This window comes from [Actinomadura] parvosata subsp. kistnae (assembly GCF_900323885.1).
Taxonomy (GTDB): Bacteria; Actinomycetota; Actinomycetes; order Streptosporangiales; family Streptosporangiaceae; genus Nonomuraea; species Nonomuraea composti.
Genome location: NZ_OOHJ01000022.1, coordinates 1,903,795 through 1,922,293, shown reverse-complemented (window position 1 = coordinate 1,922,293; position 18,499 = coordinate 1,903,795). Strand labels below are relative to the sequence as shown.

At 70.3% G+C, this 18,499-nt stretch carries 17 protein-coding genes; 6 read left to right on the top strand and 11 right to left on the bottom strand.

All coding sequences use genetic code 11. The annotated features are described in order from the left end of the window. The coding region (locus KIS93_RS51465) for a winged helix-turn-helix transcriptional regulator (protein ID WP_186404901.1) at positions 1-851 on the bottom strand (851 nt) is incomplete at its 3' end. A gap of 62 nt (positions 852-913) precedes the next feature. Here KIS93_RS51465 and KIS93_RS51460 point away from each other — a divergent pair. Genes KIS93_RS51460 through KIS93_RS51450 form a run of 3 tightly spaced genes read left to right on the top strand, consistent with a single transcriptional unit; the run spans position 914 to position 3,446 of the window. After that, on the top strand, positions 914-1,711 hold the full coding sequence (locus KIS93_RS51460) for an ABC transporter permease (RefSeq protein WP_080042542.1): 798 nt from the start codon (positions 914-916) through the stop codon (positions 1,709-1,711). Next, complete coding sequence (locus KIS93_RS51455; protein ID WP_080042541.1) at positions 1,711-2,655, top strand: ABC transporter ATP-binding protein; 945 nt, start codon at positions 1,711-1,713, stop codon at positions 2,653-2,655. The genes KIS93_RS51460 and KIS93_RS51455 overlap by 1 nt, the downstream gene beginning before the upstream one ends. After that, positions 2,652-3,446: an ABC transporter permease gene (locus KIS93_RS51450; protein WP_155128466.1), complete on the top strand. Its 795-nt coding sequence runs from the start codon at positions 2,652-2,654 to the stop codon at positions 3,444-3,446. The genes KIS93_RS51455 and KIS93_RS51450 overlap by 4 nt, the downstream gene beginning before the upstream one ends. A 29-nt stretch (positions 3,447-3,475) precedes the next feature. Here KIS93_RS51450 and KIS93_RS51445 read toward each other — a convergent pair whose 3' ends face one another. The 9 genes from KIS93_RS51445 to KIS93_RS51405 form a co-directional block, all read right to left on the bottom strand. After that, positions 3,476-5,065 carry an FAD-dependent monooxygenase gene (locus KIS93_RS51445; protein WP_080042540.1) on the bottom strand — a complete coding sequence of 530 codons (1,590 nt, stop codon included), beginning with the start codon at positions 5,063-5,065 and terminating at the stop codon, positions 3,476-3,478. A gap of 92 nt (positions 5,066-5,157) precedes the next feature. After that, positions 5,158-5,448, bottom strand: a complete 291-nt coding sequence (locus tag KIS93_RS51440; protein ID WP_080042539.1) for an MTH1187 family thiamine-binding protein — start codon at positions 5,446-5,448, stop codon at positions 5,158-5,160. A 67-nt stretch (positions 5,449-5,515) separates the two neighbouring features. Further along, entirely contained in the window at positions 5,516-5,839 is a 324-nt protein-coding gene (locus tag KIS93_RS51435) for a hypothetical protein (protein ID WP_080042538.1), read from the bottom strand. Between the two features lie 10 nt (positions 5,840-5,849). Continuing rightward, on the bottom strand, positions 5,850-6,527 hold the full coding sequence (locus tag KIS93_RS51430) for a uracil-DNA glycosylase (protein WP_080042537.1): 678 nt from the start codon (positions 6,525-6,527) through the stop codon (positions 5,850-5,852). A gap of 69 nt (positions 6,528-6,596) precedes the next feature. Next, the gene (locus tag KIS93_RS51425) at positions 6,597-7,973 is read right to left on the bottom strand and encodes a M1 family metallopeptidase (protein WP_080042536.1); all 1,377 of its coding nucleotides are present in this window, start codon (positions 7,971-7,973) and stop codon (positions 6,597-6,599) included. A 94-nt stretch (positions 7,974-8,067) separates the two neighbouring features. After that, the gene (locus KIS93_RS51420) at positions 8,068-8,979 is read right to left on the bottom strand and encodes a carbohydrate ABC transporter permease (protein WP_080042535.1); all 912 of its coding nucleotides are present in this window, start codon (positions 8,977-8,979) and stop codon (positions 8,068-8,070) included. Beyond that, positions 8,976-10,355, bottom strand: coding sequence for an ABC transporter permease (locus KIS93_RS51415; protein ID WP_080042534.1), 1,380 nt, complete (start codon positions 10,353-10,355; stop codon positions 8,976-8,978). Before KIS93_RS51415 ends, KIS93_RS51420 begins: the two co-directional genes overlap by 4 nt. Positions 10,356-10,367: 12 nt before the next feature. Continuing rightward, entirely contained in the window at positions 10,368-11,693 is a 1,326-nt protein-coding gene (locus tag KIS93_RS51410; RefSeq protein WP_080042533.1) for an ABC transporter substrate-binding protein, read from the bottom strand. Positions 11,694-11,700: 7 nt separating this feature from the next. After that, a complete protein-coding gene (locus tag KIS93_RS51405; protein WP_080047202.1) occupies positions 11,701-12,930 on the bottom strand; it encodes an ABC transporter substrate-binding protein in 1,230 nt (409 codons plus the stop codon). A 148-nt stretch (positions 12,931-13,078) separates the two neighbouring features. Here KIS93_RS51405 and KIS93_RS51400 point away from each other — a divergent pair, with 148 nt between their 5' ends. The 3 genes from KIS93_RS51400 to KIS93_RS68000 are packed head-to-tail and all read left to right on the top strand — an operon-like array spanning position 13,079 to position 16,574. Continuing rightward, a complete protein-coding gene (locus KIS93_RS51400) occupies positions 13,079-13,585 on the top strand; it encodes a PadR family transcriptional regulator (protein WP_080042532.1) in 507 nt (168 codons plus the stop codon). Beyond that, positions 13,582-14,310 carry an ABC transporter ATP-binding protein gene (locus KIS93_RS51395; protein WP_080042531.1) on the top strand — a complete coding sequence of 243 codons (729 nt, stop codon included), beginning with the start codon at positions 13,582-13,584 and terminating at the stop codon, positions 14,308-14,310. The genes KIS93_RS51400 and KIS93_RS51395 overlap by 4 nt, the downstream gene beginning before the upstream one ends. Then, the gene (locus tag KIS93_RS68000) at positions 14,307-16,574 is read left to right on the top strand and encodes an ABC transporter permease (RefSeq protein WP_080042530.1); all 2,268 of its coding nucleotides are present in this window, start codon (positions 14,307-14,309) and stop codon (positions 16,572-16,574) included. The genes KIS93_RS51395 and KIS93_RS68000 overlap by 4 nt, the downstream gene beginning before the upstream one ends. Here KIS93_RS68000 and treS read toward each other — a convergent pair. Then, positions 16,561-18,273 (bottom strand): maltose alpha-D-glucosyltransferase, encoded by a 1,713-nt coding sequence (treS, locus tag KIS93_RS51385; protein WP_080047201.1) that lies wholly within the window; start codon positions 18,271-18,273, stop codon positions 16,561-16,563. The two genes, KIS93_RS68000 and treS, sit on opposite strands and share 14 nt — an antisense overlap. Positions 18,274-18,499 lie beyond the last annotated feature (226 nt).

Here is an 18,499-nt window from a genome sequence, read left to right as displayed (position 1 = left end):
CGGTCGATCACCAGGATGAGGCGTTTGAGCTTCAGGTCCTGACCTGCTCGGAACGTGGGCAGCCGGAGGGCCGCTGTCAGGTGGAGGTCCATGTCGGAGAGCAGGGGGAAGGGGATCGATTCTGCGGTGGCGAAGGCGGCCTGTTCGTCGGGGCGTTGGGTGCTGACGCCGTGGACGGTGACGCCGGCGGCGGTGAGAGCGGGGAAGCGGTCGCGGAACAGGCGGTTTTCCAGGGTGCAGCCGACTGCTCCCGGCACCTGGTCCCAGTTCGGGGGGAGGGAGGTGGCCACGCCTGTTGACGGATAGGTGAACAGGATGGTGGCGGTGGCGGTGTCGGCGACCACGTCGAGCTGGGGTGGATGGGTCACATCGGCGGAGGTGGTCGGATCGGCGCTTGGGAGGGTGCTGGAAGTGGTGGGCTCGAGGGTGGCGGGGAGGAGGAGAGGGGTGGGGACGGGGGTGCCGAGGAGGGCGCGTACGCGGGCCTGCTCCGTTCCGCCCTCCCGGGGCGCGCCCGTTGACGACCCGTCCCCCAGGAGCCAGCGGTCGGCCCAGTCCTGCATGCTGACCAGCGTCGGCGCCAGCGCCCAGCCGGTCTCCGTCAGGACGTACTCGTGCCGCACCGGCCCCGCCTGATACGGCCGCCGCGCCAGCACCCCGTGCTCGACCAGGTGTTTCAGCCGTTCGGTCAGGACTTTCCGTGAAATGCCGAGCTCGCGCAGGAGGTCGTCGAAGCGGCGGTGGCCGCGGGTCACCTCGCGGACGATCAGCAGGCTCCACCAGTCGCCGATGACGGAGGCGGCCTGGGCGATGGAGCACTGGGCGTCCTGCTCGCGTAGCTCTCTGACCATGACGTGACTTTACCCGATCGTGAGTCTCTGATAGAAACTGAGTCAGTTCCCAAAGGAGACTTATGGTGGTGGCATGGGCGACCCTGCGGCGGTCGTGGCTGGTGACGAGACGGGCCTACCCGTGGACGTACTTCGTGGGCAACCTCCTGCTCGGCGTACTCACGATGGGCCTGGCCTATCTCGGGCTGCGGGTGCTGGGCGGAGGGGAGGTGGGGGCGGAATTTCGGGAGAAGTCGGGGACGGGGGATTACCTGGCGTACATCGCCGTCGGTGCGGCGGCGCTCATGTTCGTCAAGCACTGCATCCTGTGGACCGGCAAGGCCATGATCCAGGAGCAGCGCGAGGGCACCATGGGGGCGCTGATCGTGGCGCCCGCCCGGCGCCTGCCGTACCTGGCCGGCTTCTCGATGTTCTCGTTCACGGCCGTGGCGCTGGAGGTCGCGGTGCTGTTCGGCTGCGCCACGCTGCTCGGGGTGCGGCTGGCCCCGACCGGCTGGGGAGACGGGCTGCTGGCGGTGGCGGGGCTGGCGCTGGCCGTGTTCGGGATGTCGGTGGTGCTGAGCAACGTGATGATCGTCGCAGGTGAGGCGCACATCACCCAGAACAGCGTCTTCTACGCCATCGCCGTGCTGTCCGGGTTCACGTTCCCGAGGCCGTACCTGCCCGAGGCGCTGCAGTGGCTCGGCGAGGTGGTGCCGGTGACGGCCGCCATGGACGTCGTACGCGGCGTCTTCAACGCCGGCACCGGCGTCGACCCGGGACGCCTGGCCGCCACCCTCCTGATCGGCCTGCTCTACACGACCGCCGGGTTCCTCGCCATGCCGTGGGCTGAGCGCAGGGCCATGGAACGGAGTTACTGATGATCGAGACGCACGACCTGCGCAAACGCTTCGCCGCCAAGACCGCCGTGGACGGCCTGAACCTGGTCGTCCCCCAGGGCCGCGTCACGGGCCTGCTCGGGCTGAACGGCGCCGGCAAGACCACCACCATCAAGATCCTGGCCACGCTCCTCAGGCAGACCGAGGGGACGGTGCGGATCGGCGGGCTCGACCCGGTCAGGCAGCCGCACGCCGTACGCAAGCGGATCAACCTGATCGCCGGCGGCGAGCGCATGGTGTACGCCCGCATGACCGGCCGCGAGAACCTCTGGTACTTCGGCCAGCTCTACGACATCCCGAGCCGCGTGCTCAAGCCGCGCATCGACGAGCTGCTCGACCTCGTCGGCCTCACCGACGCGGCCGGCACCCGGGTCGAGCGGTACTCGCGCGGCATGACGCAGCGCCTGTCGATCGCCCGCGGCCTCGTGAACGACCCCGACTACCTGCTGCTCGACGAGCCCACGCTCGGCCTCGACGCGCCGATCGCCCGCGACCTGCGCAAGGTGGTGGCCGAGCTGGCCCGCGGCGGCAAGGCCGTGCTGCTGACCAGCCACTACCTGGCGGAGGTGGAGCAGCTCTGCGAGCACGTGTACGTGATCGGCGACGGCCGCCACCTCGCCGAGGGCACTCCCGCCGAGCTGATCACCCAGACCGGGTGCCATCGCACGGTACGGGTGGAGGTGTCCGGCCTGACGCCGGAGGTCGAGGCCGCCGCGCTCGCGTTCGATCCCGCCGTGCGCGTCGACAGTGCCGCTGGGGTGGTCGAGTTGTCCCGCCCAGGGGACGTGGCCGGCGCGCTCACCATGGCGATCGTCGCGGCGGGCGGCACACTGACCGGCCTGGAGATCGCCGAGCCCTCCCTGGAGGACGCCATCCTGGCACTGAACGACCGCAGCGCGGTGGCGATGGCGCAGGTGGCCAGGTGAGGCATGCGTTGCGGGTGCTCAGGGCCGAGGCGCTCAAGCAGCACCGGCAGATCTTCGGCAGCAAGCTCGTGCTGTTCTCGATGCTGGTCTGGCCGCTGCTGCAGCTCGCCGAGGCGTACTACATGCTCCACCCCCTCCAGGGCGGCGACTCGGGCGGGCCGCGGCTGCTCGCCTTCCTCGCGACCGGCACGCTGGGGTTCACGTTCTTCTTCTCGCTCGTGCAGTCGTCCTGGCACTTCTCGATGGAGCGGCAGTCGGGGACGCTGGAGCTGCTGTTCCTGTCGCCGGCCAACCGGCTCGTGGTGGTGATCGCGAACGGGTTCGGGGCGCTGGTGCAGAACGTCTGGTTGTTCGTGAGCTTCTCGGTGGCCATGTTCTGGTGGCTCGGGGTGGTGAACGTGGCGCATCCCGGCATGTACGCCGTGGTCTTCCTGGCGTTGCTGGTGCCGGCCGTGGCGTGGGGCGCGTTCCTGAACAGCCTGCTGATCTTCTCCAGGGACTCGGCGTTCGTCTACACGCTGCTGGACGACCCGATGTGGTTCGTGAGCGGGGTGCGGTTGCCGACGTCCGCGCTGCCGGAGCTGGTGCGGGCGGCCGGCTCCGTGCTGCCGCTGACCGGGAGCCTGGCGATCGTGCGGGGCGCGCTGCTCGACGGGCAGGGGGTCGGCGACCTGGCGGGGGAGCTGGTGACGCTGACGGGGCTGTCGGCGACGCTGCTGCTGGCCGCCGTCGTGGCGCTGCGGGTGGGGGAGGCGCGGGCGCAGCGGACAGGGCAGCTGAAACTGTTCTAAGCGGGCCCTCTGCGGATCCGCCCCAAAAGCTAAGCGGGCCGGCTGAGGATCTGGCGGAGCACGTGCTCCAGCGTGGCCGCCGGGTCCGTGACCGGCCCCGGTGAGCGCCAGGCCACGTACCCGTCCGGCCGCACGAGCACGGCGCCGCCCCCGCTGACGCCGTACCGCTCCTCGAACCGCCCCTCCACGTCCAGCAGCTCGTCGTCCATGGGCAGCCGGGTCAGCCGCACCCCGAGCCGTTCCTTGACCTGCCGCCCCGCCTCCATCCACGCCTGCGACCCCCGCTTGGCCGCCATGAGCACGAACCCGGATCCGAACAGGTCGATGGTGGACAGGCGCTGCCCGTCCCAGTCGAGGACGATGTGCGGCGCCCGGCTGCCGGGCTTGCCGCCGGCCAGGCGCGGGTCCTCCAGGATGGAGCCGTCGTCGCCGGGCTCGTCGAGGATGGCGGTGGAGTGGTAGCGGTGCCCGAGCAGGGCGTGCAGGGGGTCGGGGAGCCGTTCGGGATAGCCGATCCGGGCGGCGGGCGGCATGCGGGCGCCGAGCTCGGCGAGCTGCGCGTCGGCCGTGAGCGTTCCGACGGGGCGGCGTTCGGCGTCGTACGTGTCCAGGAACGCGGGCCCGGCCTGCCCGGTGAGCACGAGCCACAGCCGCCAGGCCAGGTCGGCGCCGTCCTGGAGGGCCGTGCTGCCGCCCTGCCCGCCGGTGGGCGGCATGGTGTGGGCGGCGTCGCCGGCGAGGAACACGCGCCCGGCCCGGTAGCTGCCGGCCAGCACGTGCGCGATGCCGAACGTGGCCCGGTCGAGGATCCGCACGTCCAGGCCGGGCCGGCCGGTCGCCGCGCGGACCAGCTCGACGCAGCGTTCGGCGGTGAAGGGGCCCTCGTCGGCGGCCTGGTGGACGCCGAGCACGTGCGCCCCGGCCCCGGCGCCGGTCACGAGGGCGCCGGTGAGGGTGTCGTTGCGGACGTACCACAGGGTGACCTCGCGCTCGCGCACCAGCTCCGACAGGTCGGCGTCGAACATGATGGAGCACATCCGGCTCAGCGTGCCGTGGCCGGAGGTGGGCACGCCCAGCGCGGTACGCAGCTCGCTGTGGTGCCCGTCGGCGGCCACCACGTAGTCGGCCCGGATGACGCGGTCGCCGTCCTTGCCGCGGACGAGGGCGGTGACGCCGTCGTCGTCCTGCTCCAGGGAGACCAGCTCGGTGGAGAAGCGCAGGTCGGCGCCCAGCTCCTCGGCCTTGACGCGCAGCACGCGCTCGACGTCGGCCTGCGGCGCGCCGACCGGCGCGGCGGGGGTGAGCTCGGCGAGGGCGGCGTACTCGGCCTGCCCGCCGTCGCTGATCAGGTGCGGCTCGGGGTCGGCGAGGTCGCGGGCGATCGCGATGCGCATGCCGTCGCCGATGCCCGCCCAGATGCCGGCGAGCTCGTCCTCGATGCCCGGAAGGGGGCGCAGCAGCTCGATCGCCCGCGGCCCGATGCCGAACGCCTTGGGCTGCACGGAGGTGCTCGGACGCCGCTCGACGAGCGTCACGGGCACCTCCCGCCAGGCCAGCAGCGCCGCGGCGCTCAGGCCGGCGTAGCCGCCGCCGACCACAAGGACGGGCACTCGTTCCATGGAAACCACCTCCGAGCACGCGTAGTATCGCGTTTGCGACGAGCAACACGATATGACGCGTCCAAGGAGGGGTCAAGATATATCGCGAAATGTCAGGAGAGGTGGCGCTCCAGCGACTCGATCTTGGACGTCATGCCGTCCGTGACCCCCTCGCGCAGATCGCCCTTCAGCACGAGGCTGACCCGGGGGGCGACCTCGGCCACGGCGTCCACGGCGCGTTTGACGACGTCCATGACCTCGTCCCACTCGCCCTCGATCGTGGTGAACATGGCGTCGGTGCGGTTGGGCAGCCCGCTGTCGCGCACGACCTTGACGGCGCGGGCGACGGGCTCGGCGACCCCTTCGCCGACGCCCAGCGGGGTGATGGAGAAAGCGACGATCATGAGAACTCCTTACCCAGGAAAGCGAAAAGCCACGACGCCCCTGGAACGTCGTGGCCACCGCCGTACGTCACGCGTGGTCGTGCTCTTCGTCGTCCTCTTCCTCGCTCGGCCCCTCGGACGGCTCGACGCCGAGCACGGCCTCGCGGGGCTCGATCTCGCTGATGTGCTCGACGAGGCCCAGCACGTGGTCGGGCTCGATCAGCCACTGCAGCGCCGAGGCGCCGGAGTCGTCGGAGCCGACCAGCTCGGCCTGCTCGGTGCGCTCCTCCTCCGTCAGGTCGGCGTCGGGGTGCCTGATCTCGGCCAGCGCCGCGGCCTGCAGCGCGTCCATGTCGAGCACCTCCACGGTCAGCTCGACCGTCAGGCGCAGGAATTTCGGTTCATCACTCATGGCGACGATGCTAGGGCAGCTTCCACTCGACAGGTGCCGCGCCTTGCTTGACGAGCAGCTCATTTGCCCGGCTGAAGGGCCGCGAGCCGAAGAAGCCGCTGCGCGCCGACAGCGGGGACGGGTGCGCCGACTCGATGCGCGGCACCTCGCCGAGCATGGGCGCCAGGTTGCGCGCGTCGCGGCCCCACAGGATCGCCACCATCGGCTTGTCGCGCGCCACCAGAGCGCGGATGGCCTGCTCGGTGACCTGCTCCCAGCCCTTGCCCCGGTGCGAGGCGGGCTTGCCGGGCATGACGGTGAGCACCCTGTTGAGCAGCAGCACGCCCTGCTCGGCCCACGGCGTCAGGTCGCCGTTGGCGGGACGGGGGAGACCCAGGTCGGTCTCCATCTCCTTGAAGATGTTGAGCAGGCTGCCGGGCAGCGGCCGCACGTCGGGCGCCACCGAGAACGACAGCCCGACGGGGTGGCCGGGCGTCGGGTACGGGTCCTGGCCCACGATCAGCACCTTGACCTCGTCGAAGGGCTGGGTGAAGGCACGCAGCACGTGGGCGCCTGCCGGCAGGTACTGCCTGCCTTCGGCGATCTCCTTGCGCAGGAACTCTCCCATCTGGGAGATCTGCTCGGACACGGGCTCGAGCGCGCGCGCCCATCCCGCTTCGACGATTTCGTTCAACGGACGACCGGCCATGGCCGTTGAGCTTAGTCAGGTCTGGTACGGCTTGCGGCCCGAACCCGGGGACAAGCCGTACCAGAATGATCACAACGCCGGTTTGCCGGGCTTGAACAGCCACGCGTCGAACAGCGCCCCGAGGTCCTTGCCCGAGACCCGCTCGGCCAGGGAGATGAAGGCGGCGGTGTCGGCGTTGCCGTAGCGGTGCTCGCGGGCCCACGCCCGCAGGATCGCGAAGAACGCGGCGTCGCCGGTGGCGCCCCGCAGCGCGTGCAGCGTCATCGCGCCGCGGTCGTAGACGGGGTCGTGGAAGAGGTTCTCGGGGCCGCCGGGGTCGGCGGTCGGCGTCTGCCAGAACTCGTCGTCGGCCGGCCGCGCGTACGCCTCGTCGAAGGCGGCCTGCACGGTGCGCGTCCCGAGCTTGTCGGCCCACAGCCATTCGGCGTAGGTGGCGAAGCCCTCGTTGAGCCAGATGTCGCGCCACAGCGTGGGCGTCACCGAGTCGCCGAACCACTGGTGGGCCAGCTCGTGCGCGAGCAGCGACTCGCTGGGCACGCGCGGGTAGAGCGGCCGGGTCTGCGTCTCCAGCGCGTAGCCGACCTCGGGCGCGTTGTCGACGATGCCGCCGGTCGAGGAGTACGGGTAGCGCCCGAACAGCTCGCCGAAGTAGTCGAGCACCGGCGGGTGCCGCTCGGCGAACCCGGTCGCGTCGCCCCTGGCCTGCGGGTCCACGGCGGTGGTGACCCGGTAGCGGCCGACGCGGCGGTCGGTGAGGTCGAACGTGCCGATCGACACTGTGGCCAGGTAGCTGGCCATGGGCTCGCGGGCGTTCCACTCGTACGTCGCGCGCCCGCCCTTCGACGTCCTGCGCACCAGGTCGCCGTTGGCCACGGCCACGCGGTCGGCGGGCACGGTCACGGTGAAGCGGTACGTCGCCTTGTCCGTCATGTGGTGGTTGCCGGGGTACCAGGTGAGGGCGCCCTGGGGCTCGTTGGCGTTGTAGACGCCGTCGCCGGTCTTGATCCAGCCGTCCATGGAGCCGTCGGGGTCGAGGACGTGGGCGGGGGTGCCGTCGTACCGGACGACGACGGAGAAGCCGCGCCGGTCGTGCAGGGTCCTGGCGGGCGTGACCACCAGTTCGGAGCCGCTCTGCGTGAAGGAGGCGGGCCTGCCGTCCACGGTCACGGAGCGCACGGTCAGCGTGTCGGCGAGGTCGAGGTTGAAGCGGCTGAGCGCCTGCGTGGCCTGCGCGGAGATGGCGGCGCGGCCGGACAGGCGGCCGGAGGCCGGGTCGTAGTCGAGGGTGAGGTCGTAGTGCCGGGTGTCGTAGCCGCCGTTGCCCTGGCCGGGGAAGTACGGGTCGCCCGCGCTGGGTGCGCCGGGCGTGCCCGCCGGGGAGGCGGTGGCGGGGGTGAGCGGAAGCGCGAGGAAGGCTGCTGCGGTGAGAGCGAGAAGACGCTTCATGAAAAAGCATCGAAAATGCCCGAATGGGCGTTACGGCGGGTGCCCACCCCCGAGAGGGGGCGCCCGCCGTAACGCGCACGCGAGGCCGCCTACCTCACTTCACGGAGCCGGCCATCATGCCCTGCACGAAGTACCGCTGGAAGGCGAAGAACAGGATCAGCGGGATGATCAGCGACATGAAGGCGCCCGACGAGAGGATGTCGGTGTTCGACCCGAACTGCCGCATCTGAGACTGCAGATACTTGGTCATCGGCTGGTTGCCGGTGTCGGCGAAGACCAGCGCGATGAGCATGTCGTTCCACACCCACAGGAACTGGAAGATGCCCAGCGAGGCGATGGCGGGCTTGCCCAGCGGGAACACCACCGACACGAAGATCTTCCACTCCGGCGCCCCGTCCATGCGCGCGGCCTCCAGCAGCGAGGCCGGGATGCCGACGAAGAAGTTGCGCAGCAGGAAGATCGCGAACGGCAGGCCGAACGCCACGTGGAACAGCACCACGCCCGGGATGCTGCCGAAGATCCCCGTGGCGCCGTAGAACGAGGCGATGGGGATCAGCGCGATCTGGATGGGCACGATCAGCAGGCCGACGACCACGAGGAACGCGGTGTCGCGGCCGGGGAAGTCCATCCACGCGAACGCGTACGCCGCCATGGCCGCGATGCCGATCACCAGCACCGTGGTCGGCACCGTGATCAGGACCGTGTTCCAGAAGGACGCGGTGAACCCGCTGCCGAGCAGGTTCGCGTAGTTCTGGATGGTCAGCTCGGCCGGCTTGGTGAAGATCGTCCACCAGCCCTCGGCGCTGTTGACCTGGTTCGTCCGCAGCGAGACGACCAGCAGGCCCAGCGTGGGCACCAGCCAGAACAGGCCCAGCAGGATCATGATCACCTGGACGGCGCCACTGCCGATCCGGTCGACGATCCTGCTGACCAGACCTCTGCGCGGCGCTCCCGACTCCAGCCCGGACGGCTTCGCGGACGGCGCCGCCGCTGTCGCGGTCGTCATGACTCTCCCCTCCTGAACCGCCGGATGTTCATGATCATGAAGGGAAGGACCAGAACGAGCAGGAAGATCGCCAGCGCGCTGCCCAGTCCCTGGTTGTTCCCGCCGCCGAACGACACGCGCCACATCTCCAGCGCGACCACGTTCGCCTGCGGCTGCACCGAGGCCGGCGCGATGATGAACACCAGGTCGAACACCTTCAGCGTATTGATGATCATCGTCACGAAGACGACGAGCAGGACCGGCGACAGCAGCGGCACGGTGATCCTGCGGAACACCTGCCACTCCGTGGCGCCGTCGATGCGGGCCGCCTCCAGGGCGTCACGCGGGATCGCCGCGAGCCCGGCCGCCAGCAGCACCATGGCGAACCCGGCCCACACCCAGACGAACGCGCCGATGATGGCGGGGGTGATGAGCGTCGGGCCCAGCCACTGCAGGCCGCCGTACGACGCCTCGAAGTTCGACTTCGGCAGCCGTACGGTGTAGGAGCCCGGCGCCAGGCCCTCGAAGCGGAACGAGCCGTCCTCGGCCGTCGTCGCGGTGGCCGCCACCTGCCCGTTCTGCACCGCCTCGACGGTCATGCCCGGCAGGCCCTTCTCGGCGCCGTCCACGGCGCCGTTGCGGCCGCCGCCGCCCTGCGTGAAGTCGAACCAGACGACTCCCGACAGGCCCTCGCCGGCGGGCGTCTTGGCGGTCTGCGCGTTGGACGGCATGACCTCCGGCTTGACGCCGACGATCGGGATCAGCACCGGCTGCCCGGCCTGGACCGGCTGCTTGGTGACGACCCCGCCGTCCTGGGCCGCGACCGGCGACTGGTCGCCCTCGCGCGGCCGGGCCGCCGGGTAGCCCTGGGAGGAGGAGAACGTGTCGGCCACGGTGGTGAGCACCGCGTTGGCCAGGCCCTTGTCCGGGCTCTGCTCGTAGACGAGGCGGAAGATGACGCCGGCCGCCATGAGCGAGACCGCCATCGGCATGAACACGATCAGCTTGAACGCCGTCGCCCACTTGATGCGCTCGGTCAGCACCGCGAAGATCAGGCCGAGCGTGGTGACGATGATCGGCGCGACGATGACCCAGATCAGGTTGTTGCGGATCGTGGTCAGCGTGCCCGGGTCGGTGAAGATCGAGATGTAGTTGCCGAGCCCCACGAACTCGGAGAAGTTCTGTGCTCCGAAGAGGCTGCGGACGAAGGAGTAGACGATCGGATAGACCACCCAGATCCCCAGCAGCAGGGCCGCGGGGAGGAGGAAGGCGATGGCGACCGCCGGCGAGGGGCCGAGGCGTTTTCTGGTGCGGGGGGTTTCAGCCGGTCCGGTGGAGGTGCCGCCCGCGGAGCTGGCCGCGGGCGGGTCCTGCCGGCCGTTCAACCGTTCGGTCACGGCCTTACCTCTTTACTTCCAGGCCTTCTTGGCCTCTGCTTCGAGCGCCTCCTGGGTGCCCTTGACGTCGCTCGGGTTGCGCAGGAAGTCCTGCAGCACCTTCCACTCGCCCTTGCCGTCGGTCGCGCCGAACGCGCTCGGGGCCAGGTCCGACATGTCGTAGCGGACGGCGTCGCCGGCGGAGACGATCGTCTGGCCGAGCTGCTTGGTCAGCTCGTCCGGGTAGTTGTCGGGCGAGACGTTCTTGTTCGGCGACAGGTAGCCGGGCAGCTTGGCCCAGACCTCGCCGCCCTCCTTTGAGGCCAGGAACTGCACCAGCGCCATCGCGCCGGGGGAGTCCTTCATGGCCACGGCCACGTCGCCGCCCAGCACGACCGGGGTGGTGTCACCGGCCTTCGGGAACGGGAAGTACTTGGCCTCCTCGCCGACCTTGGCGCCGGCGTTCACGGCCTCGACGGCCACGAAGTCGGCCTCGATCACCATGGCGGCCTTGTCGGTGCCGTAGACCTTGGTCACGCAGGTGGGGAAGTCGGTCTGCATGGTGCCGGAGGTGCCGTCGACCAGGTAGTCGGCCTTGCCGGCGATCTGCGCGATCTTCTCCAGGGCCGCGCCCACGGTCGGGTCGGTCCACGGGATCTCGTGCTTGGAGAGCTTGTCGTAGTTCTCCGGGCCCGCGGTGGACAGGTAGACGTTCTCGAACAGGTCGGTCAGCGTCCAGCCGGAGGCGCCGCAGAACGAGAACGGCGGGGTGCCGGAGTCGGCGACGGTCTGCGCGGCCTTGACCAGCTCGTCCCAGTTGGTGGGCGGCTGCACGCCCGCGTCCTCGAACGCCTGCGACCGGTACCAGACCAGCGACTTGTGCGCGGCCTTGACCAGCACGCCGTACACCTTGCCGTCGACGGAGCCGAGCTCCTTCCAGTACGGCGTGTAGTTGGTGTCGACCTCCTTGACCACCTCGGGGGTCAGCGGCTTGAGCGCGTTCTGCTCGACGTACTGCTGCACCAGGCCCGGCTGCGGCAGGATCGCGACGTCCGGCGGGTTCTTGCCCTGGATGCGCGGGCCGAGGTAGGCGCCGGTGTCCTCGCCGGTGGAGGCGTAGGTGACCTCGGCGCCGGTCTTCTCGGTGAAGGCCTTGAGCACCTGCTCGAAGTTCTTCTGCTCGGCGCCGGTCCACTTCGCGGCCACCTCGAGCTTGACGCCCTGGAGCGGCTTGGCGCCGCCGCCGCTCGCCGACGCCGAGCCCGACGCCGTGGGCTCGGTCGTCGTCGGCGCGTTGCCGCAGGCGGCGACGGCTACCGCGAGCCCGGCCAGGATCGCTGCTGCTCTGCCTTTTCGCATGGCTGCCTCACTGGGTTCTGATGATCTCTTCGAGTTCGGACTTCATGGAGGCCGCGACGTCGTCAGCGGTCTCGGGGGAAGGGTTGCCGAGCGCCTTGGCGACCGAGCTGGCGATCACCAGGCTCAGCTGGTTGTAGTTCGCGCTCACCGGCCGCGGGCGGGCGGCGAGGATGCTCTCCTTGAGCACGGGCAGGTAGGGGAAGCGCTTGATGAGCTCGGGGTCGTCGTAGAGCTCGGTCCACACGGGCGGGAACGAGCCCTCGGTGAGGACCCGGCGCTCGTTCTCCAGGCTCGTGAAGTAGCGGATGAACTCCTGCGCGGTGTGCTGGTGCTTGGAGAAGGCGCTGATGGCCAGGTTGGCGCCGCCCAGCGTGCTGGAGCCGGGGCCGTCGAGCCCGGGCAGCCGGGTCACGCCCAGCTTGCCGCCCAGCTCGGCCCTGGCCGGTCCGTACGCGTGCGGCCAGTTGCGGGCGAAGGCCAGCCTGCCCTCCTGGAAGGCCAGGCGCGTCTCCTCCTCCTTGTAGCTCAGCGACTCCTGCGGGATCCAGCCCTCGCGCAGCCCCTGGAGCAGGAAGTCGAGTGCGACCCCGCCCTTGGCCGGGTCGAGGGTCACCTCGGTGCCGTCGCGGCTGAGGATCTCTCCGCCGGCCGACTGCACGGCCTCGGAGAAGTTGACCGTGAGCCCCTCGTAGGCCAGGAACTGCCCCGCATACCCTCCTATGTCATGCTTTTTCGTGATTTCGCGTGATTGGTCGCGAAGCTCGGCCCACGTCCTGGGCGGCTTCTTGACCAGGTCTTTCCGGTAGTAGAGCAGCCCGGCGTTGCTCGTGTACGGAACGGCCCAGAGCTTGTCCTTGTAGACGGCCGTCTCCACGACGGGCGGCAGGAACCTGTCGAGCGGGAACAACCCGCGCTCCAGGGGGATGATCCAGCCGTTCTCCGCGAATTCGGCAGTCCACACGACGTCGAGCCCCAGCACGTCGTACCGGCTGCTCTGGGCCTGCAGGTTGGCCGCGATCTGCGCGCGTTGCTCGTCGGCGGCCTCGGGCAGCTCCAGCAGCGTCACCTTCTCGGCCGGGTGGGCCTGGTTCCAGCGATCCAGCAGGGGTTGCAGGTACGCCGTGGTGTCGCGTCCGGTGGCGAAGGTGATCGGGCCTGTTCCGCCCGTCCCCGTCTCGCCGCCGCCCTCGTCGCCCGCCGCCGAGCAGCCGGCCGCCAGGGTCACGGCCAGAAGCATCGGCAGCAGGCGAAACACCCTGTTTCCTCCGTGTTCAGGTCTTTTTACATACGTGTTAGGTAGATGCATTCATGTTATGCACAGCGGTAATCTGTAGGTCAACGGATTGCTCTGTAACGCGTACGTAACAGAGCGAGGAGGGAGAGCGGTGCGGCCTCACCTGCTGGCGCTCCTGGCGAAAGAGCCTGCCCACGGCTACGAGCTGAAACAGGCGCTCGAGCAGACCTTCGGCAGCGCTTATCCCTCGCCCAACATCGGGCAGATCTACGTGACGCTGGGGCGGCTGGAGAAGGACGGCCTGGTGCGGGCGGTCGACGTCGAGCAGTCCAACCGGCCCAACAAGAAGGTCTACTATCTGACCGCGAAGGGCCGCGAGTCGCTCGAAGCCTGGGTCGACGAGCCGACCGAGGGCCCGAGGGTGCGCGACGAGTTCTTCATGAAGCTCGTGCTCGCCCCGCTCACCGGCATCGCCGACCGGATGGCGCTGATCAGCCGGCAGCGCCGCCACTATCTTTCGCTCATGAGCGACCTGAACGACCTGCTCAGCAGCACCGCGCCGACCGATCGGGTGGCGATGCTGCTCATCGAAGGGGCCATGTTGCATCTGCAGGCAGATCTTGACTGGCTCGAACGCTGCCAGGAGGATCTGGCATGAGCCCGGTTGTGAAAACGGTCAATCTGGTCAAAATCTACCAGGATGGCGCGGTGCCCGTTCCCGCCGTGCGCGGGGTGGATCTCCAGGTCGAGCCGGGGGAGTTCGTCGCGATCATGGGCCCGTCGGGCTCGGGCAAGTCCACGCTCGTCCACATGCTGGGCGGCCTCGACGCGCGCACCAGCGGCGAGATCTGGCTCGACGGCAAGCGCGTCGACACGCTCTCCGAGAGCGCGTGGGCGCTGCTGCGGCGCAAGAAGATCGGCTTCGTCTTCCAGTTCTTCAACCTGGTCGCCAACATGACGGTGGGCGACAACGTCGAGCTGCCCGCCCTGCTGGCCGGCGCCTCGCCCAAGGTGGCCCGCGAGCGCCGCGAGAGCCTGCTGGCCGCACTCAACCTGACCGACCGGGCCGACGCCGCGCCCGCCCAGCTCTCCGGCGGCGAGCAGCAGCGGGTCGCGCTGGCCAGGGCGCTGGCCAACGAGCCCAGCCTGCTGCTGGCCGACGAGCCCACCGGCAACCTCGACAGCCGCAACACGCGCGACGTGCTGCGCCTGCTGAGCGAGGTGCACAAGCAGGGCCAGACCATCGTCATGGTCACCCACGACGCCCGCGTGGCGAGCCTGGCCGACCGGCTGGTGTCGCTGTTCGACGGGGAGATCGTGGACGACGGCCGCATCGCCCGCCGCCGCACGCGGACGGCCGGCGAGGTGATCGACCTCCGATGAGCACGCTCCTGGCCGGTGGCCGGTGGATCAGGGCCGACCTGCGGGCCAGGACGGGGCAGGCGGTGCTGACCGTGCTGGCCGTGGCCGGCATCGTGGCCGCGCTGATCACCGCCGCCACCCTCCTCGAAGACAGCACCAACCCGTGGCGCAGCCTGTCGGCCCAGACCGACGGCGCCCACGTCTGGATCTACACCAAGGACAGCCCCCAGGTGCCGCTGGGCGGCATCGACGGCGTGACGCAGACCGCCGGCCCCTACCGCTCCGCGCCCGTCACCGTGGCCCAGAACGGCAAGAAGGAGCCGGCCTCGCTGCGCGCCATGCCCGCCACCCCGCCGGCGGTGGCGCACCCGGTGGTGGCCGAGGGCCGGTGGCTCGACCCGTCGCAGCCCGACGGGGTGGTGGTCGAGCGCTCGTTCGCCCGCTCGCTGGGGCTGCGCATCGGCGCGCCGTTCACCATCATCACGATCAACGGCGAGCGCCACACGCTGTACGTGCGCGGCATCGCCGACTCCGCCGACCAGGGCTTCTACCCCGAGTGGACGCCGGGCCTGGCCTACGTGCTGCCCCTCATGCTCGACCGCGTCGAGCCCATGCTGGGCCGCAGCGAGTGGGTCACCGGGCTGCGCCTGGCCGACCCCGAGGCCTCGCAGGTCGTCTCGCAACGCGCGGTCGTGCTGCTCGAAGACCGCCTGCAGCGCGTCTACACCTGGCGCGAGGTCAGGGCCGCCATGGAGCTGGACAACCGGCTGCTGGGCACGCTGCTCGCGCTGTTCGGCGTGGTCGGGTTGGTGGCCGCCGCGCTCGCGCTGGCCAACGCCGCCGGCGGCCGGGTGCTCGGCCAGCTCCGCGACCTGGCCACGCTCAAGTCCATGGGCTTCACCAGGGGCCAGCTCGCGCTGCTGCTCCTGGCCGAGCACGGCGCGCTCGGCCTGCTCGGCGTGGCCATCGGCACGCTCGCCGGCTGGGGCGTGATGGCGGCGATGCTCGGCGCCGCCTCCGTGGCGCCCGTGCCCGTGCTGGCCATCGTCGGGGGCACGGCGCTGGCGGTGCTGGCCGCCGTCGGCGTGCCCGCCTGGCGGGGTGGCCGCACGCCGCCGATCCCGGCCGCGCCCGCCGCGCCGCCCCGGGGCCACCTGTCCCGGCTGGCCCGCCTGGCCCTGCTCGTCCGCCTGCCGCCCGCCCTCGTCCTCGGCACCCGCGACGCCTTCACGCGGCGGGTCCCGGCGTTCCTGACGGCGTTCGGGCTGGCCGTGCCGATGATGATGATCACGATCGGGCTCGGCGTGTGGGCCACCCTCGACAACTTCCTGGCCCACCCCGAGCAGGTGGGCCAGCACGCCGCCCTGTACGTCAAGCCGGGCAAGGAGGAGCCGGCCGTCGCCGAGCGCCTGGCCTCTCAGGACAAGGACGTCGCCGAGGTCTACCCGGGCACCGACGTGAACGCGCTGGCGCCGGGCGAGGCCCGCTCGGTGCGGGTGCGCGCCATCGGCAGCTCCACGAGCCCCTACCCGTTCCCCGTGGCCGAGGGCCGCATGTACGCCCGCCAGGGCGAGGCGGTCGCCGGGCAGGGGTTGCTCGACCTGCTCGGCCTCAAGATCGGCGACCGGGTGCGGCTCACGGTGGGCGGCACCCCGCTGATCGTCAGGATCGTCGGCCGGACCGTCGAGCCCGAGCAGGACGGCGAAGTGCTCTCGGTGGGGCTCGACAGCCTGGCCGCCAAGGACGCGGTGCCGCCGGAGTACTACGCGCTGGCGCTCAAGCCGGGTGCGGACCCGCAGGAGGTGCGCGGCCGGCTGCTGGCCAGCTCCCAGGAGGGCCTCGACGTGCAGGCCGCGGTCAACCCGGCCGACCGGCTGTCGGTCATCCGGGTGGTGATCGTGGCGCTGATCGCCGTGCTGGCCCTGATCGGCCTGGCCAACCTGCTCACCGCCAGCGCCCTGGGCCTGCGCGACCACGCCTTCGACCTGGCCGTGCTCAAGGCCATGGGGCTGACCCCGCGCCAGGTCATGGCCACGCTCGTGACCGGCACGGGGCTGCTCGTCGTGCTGGGCGTCGGCGTGGGCGCCGCGGCGGGGGTCTCGGTCGTCACCGGGCTCATCGACTGGCAGGGCCACACCAGCGGCGTCGGCGCGGGCATCGGCCGCGCGCCGTCGCCCCTGACGCTGGTGGTGGCGGTGCTGGTCGCCGTGGGCACGGCCCTCGCGGTCGCGCTCATCCCGGCGCGCCGCGCGGCCCGTGCCCAGGTGCCGGTCACCTCTCGCTGAAGTCGGCCTCGGGCTTCTTCAGCGCGAACCAGTAGAAGCCGTGCCCCGGCAGGGTGAGCAGGTAGGGCAGCTCCCCGATCGGCGGGAACGGCACGCCGCCCCTGGCCTCGACCGGCGTCATGCCCTCGAAGCGCCGCAGGTCCAGCTCCACCGGCTGCGGGAACTTCGACAGGTTGTTGACGCACAGCATGATGTCGTCGCCGTCCTCGCGCACGTACGTGAGCACGGACGGGTTCGACGACCACATCTCCGTGTAGGCGCCCACGCCGAACACCGGGTGCCGGCGGCGGATCTCCAGCATCTTGCGGGTGAAGTGCAGCAGCGACCCCTCGTGCCGCTGCTGGGCCTCCACGTTGACCGCCTGGTAGCCGTAGATCGGGTCCATGACCGCGGGCAGGTAGAGCCGGCCGGGGTCGGCCGAGGAGAACCCGGCGTTGCGGTCGGGGCTCCACTGCATCGGCGTGCGGACCGAGTCGCGGTCCTCCAGCCAGATGTTGTCGCCCATGCCGATCTCGTCGCCGTAGTAGATGATCGGCGAGCCCGGCAGCGACAGCAGCAGCGCGGTGAACAGCTCGATCCGGTCGCGGTCGTTGTCGAGCAGCGGGGCCAGGCGGCGGCGGATGCCCAGGTAGGCCCGCATGCGCGGGTCCTTGGCGTACTCCTTGTGCATGTAGTCGCGCTCTTCCTCGGTCACCGTCTCGAGCGTGAGCTCGTCGTGGTTACGCAGGAAGATGCCCCACTGCGCGTTCTCCGGCAGCTTGGGCGTGCGGGACATGATCTCGGAGATCGGCTCCCTGGTCTCCTTCTTGACCGCCATGTAGATGCGCGGCATGAGCGGGAAGTGGAAGGCCATGTGGCATTCGTCGCCGCCCGTGGTGGGGTCGCCGAAGTACTCCACCACGTCCTCGGGCCAGCCGTTGGCCTCGGCCAGCAGCACCCGGTCGGGGTAGAGGCGGTCGACCTCCGCGCGGATCTTCTTCAGGTACGCGTGCGTCTCGGGGAGCCCGGCGCACGCGGTGCCCTCGCGCTCGAACAGGTACGGCACCGCGTCGAGGCGGAAGCCGTCGATGCCGAGGTCCAGCCAGAAGCGCAGCACCTCCAGCATGGCCTCCTGCACCGCCGGGTTGTCATAGTTCAGGTCCGGCTGGTGGTGGAAGAAGCGGTGCCAGTAGTACTGCTTGCGCACCGGGTCGTAGGTCCAGTTGGACTCCTCGGCGCCGATGAAGATGATCGGCGCGTCGGGGTAGCCGCCGGGATGGTCGGACCACACGTAGAAGTCGCCGTACGGCCCCTCGGGGTCGTGACGGGACGCCTGGAACCAGGGGTGCCGGTCACTGGTGTGGTTCATCACGAGGTCGGTGATGATCCGCAGGCCCTTCTCATGGGCCTTCTCGATCAGCGCCACGAAGTCCCCCAGGTCCCCGAAGTCAGGGAGGATCTTCATGTAGTCCGAGATGTCGTATCCGCCGTCGCGCAGCGGCGACTCGTACAAGGGCAGCAGCCACAGGCAGTCCACGCCCAGCCACTCGAGATAGCCCAGCTTCTCGATGAGGCCGCGCAGGTCGCCGGTGCCGTCGCCGTTGGAGTCCTTGAACCCCCGGACGAGAACCTCGTAGAACACCGCCCGCTTGTACCAGGCTGGGTCCTCCGAGACGAAGGCCTCGGAGATCGGCTCCGGCAATGGGGATGCGTTGATCATGATGTCGCTCACAGGAAGAGATGTGGGCAGGACGAAGTCACCGGTTGCCCCGGCGTTGTTATCTGGTGACCGCGCCGCGTGGAGTCGTCATCCCTGCGAACTCCACTGCCCTCGAACGGGACCGGATTTGTGATCTGGTGCCCGTTTGTGCGGCGCTTACGGGCCGAACACTACCAGCCCGTTGGCTTTCCGGAACCCGCTTCTGCTGTGCGACGTGTAATACCCG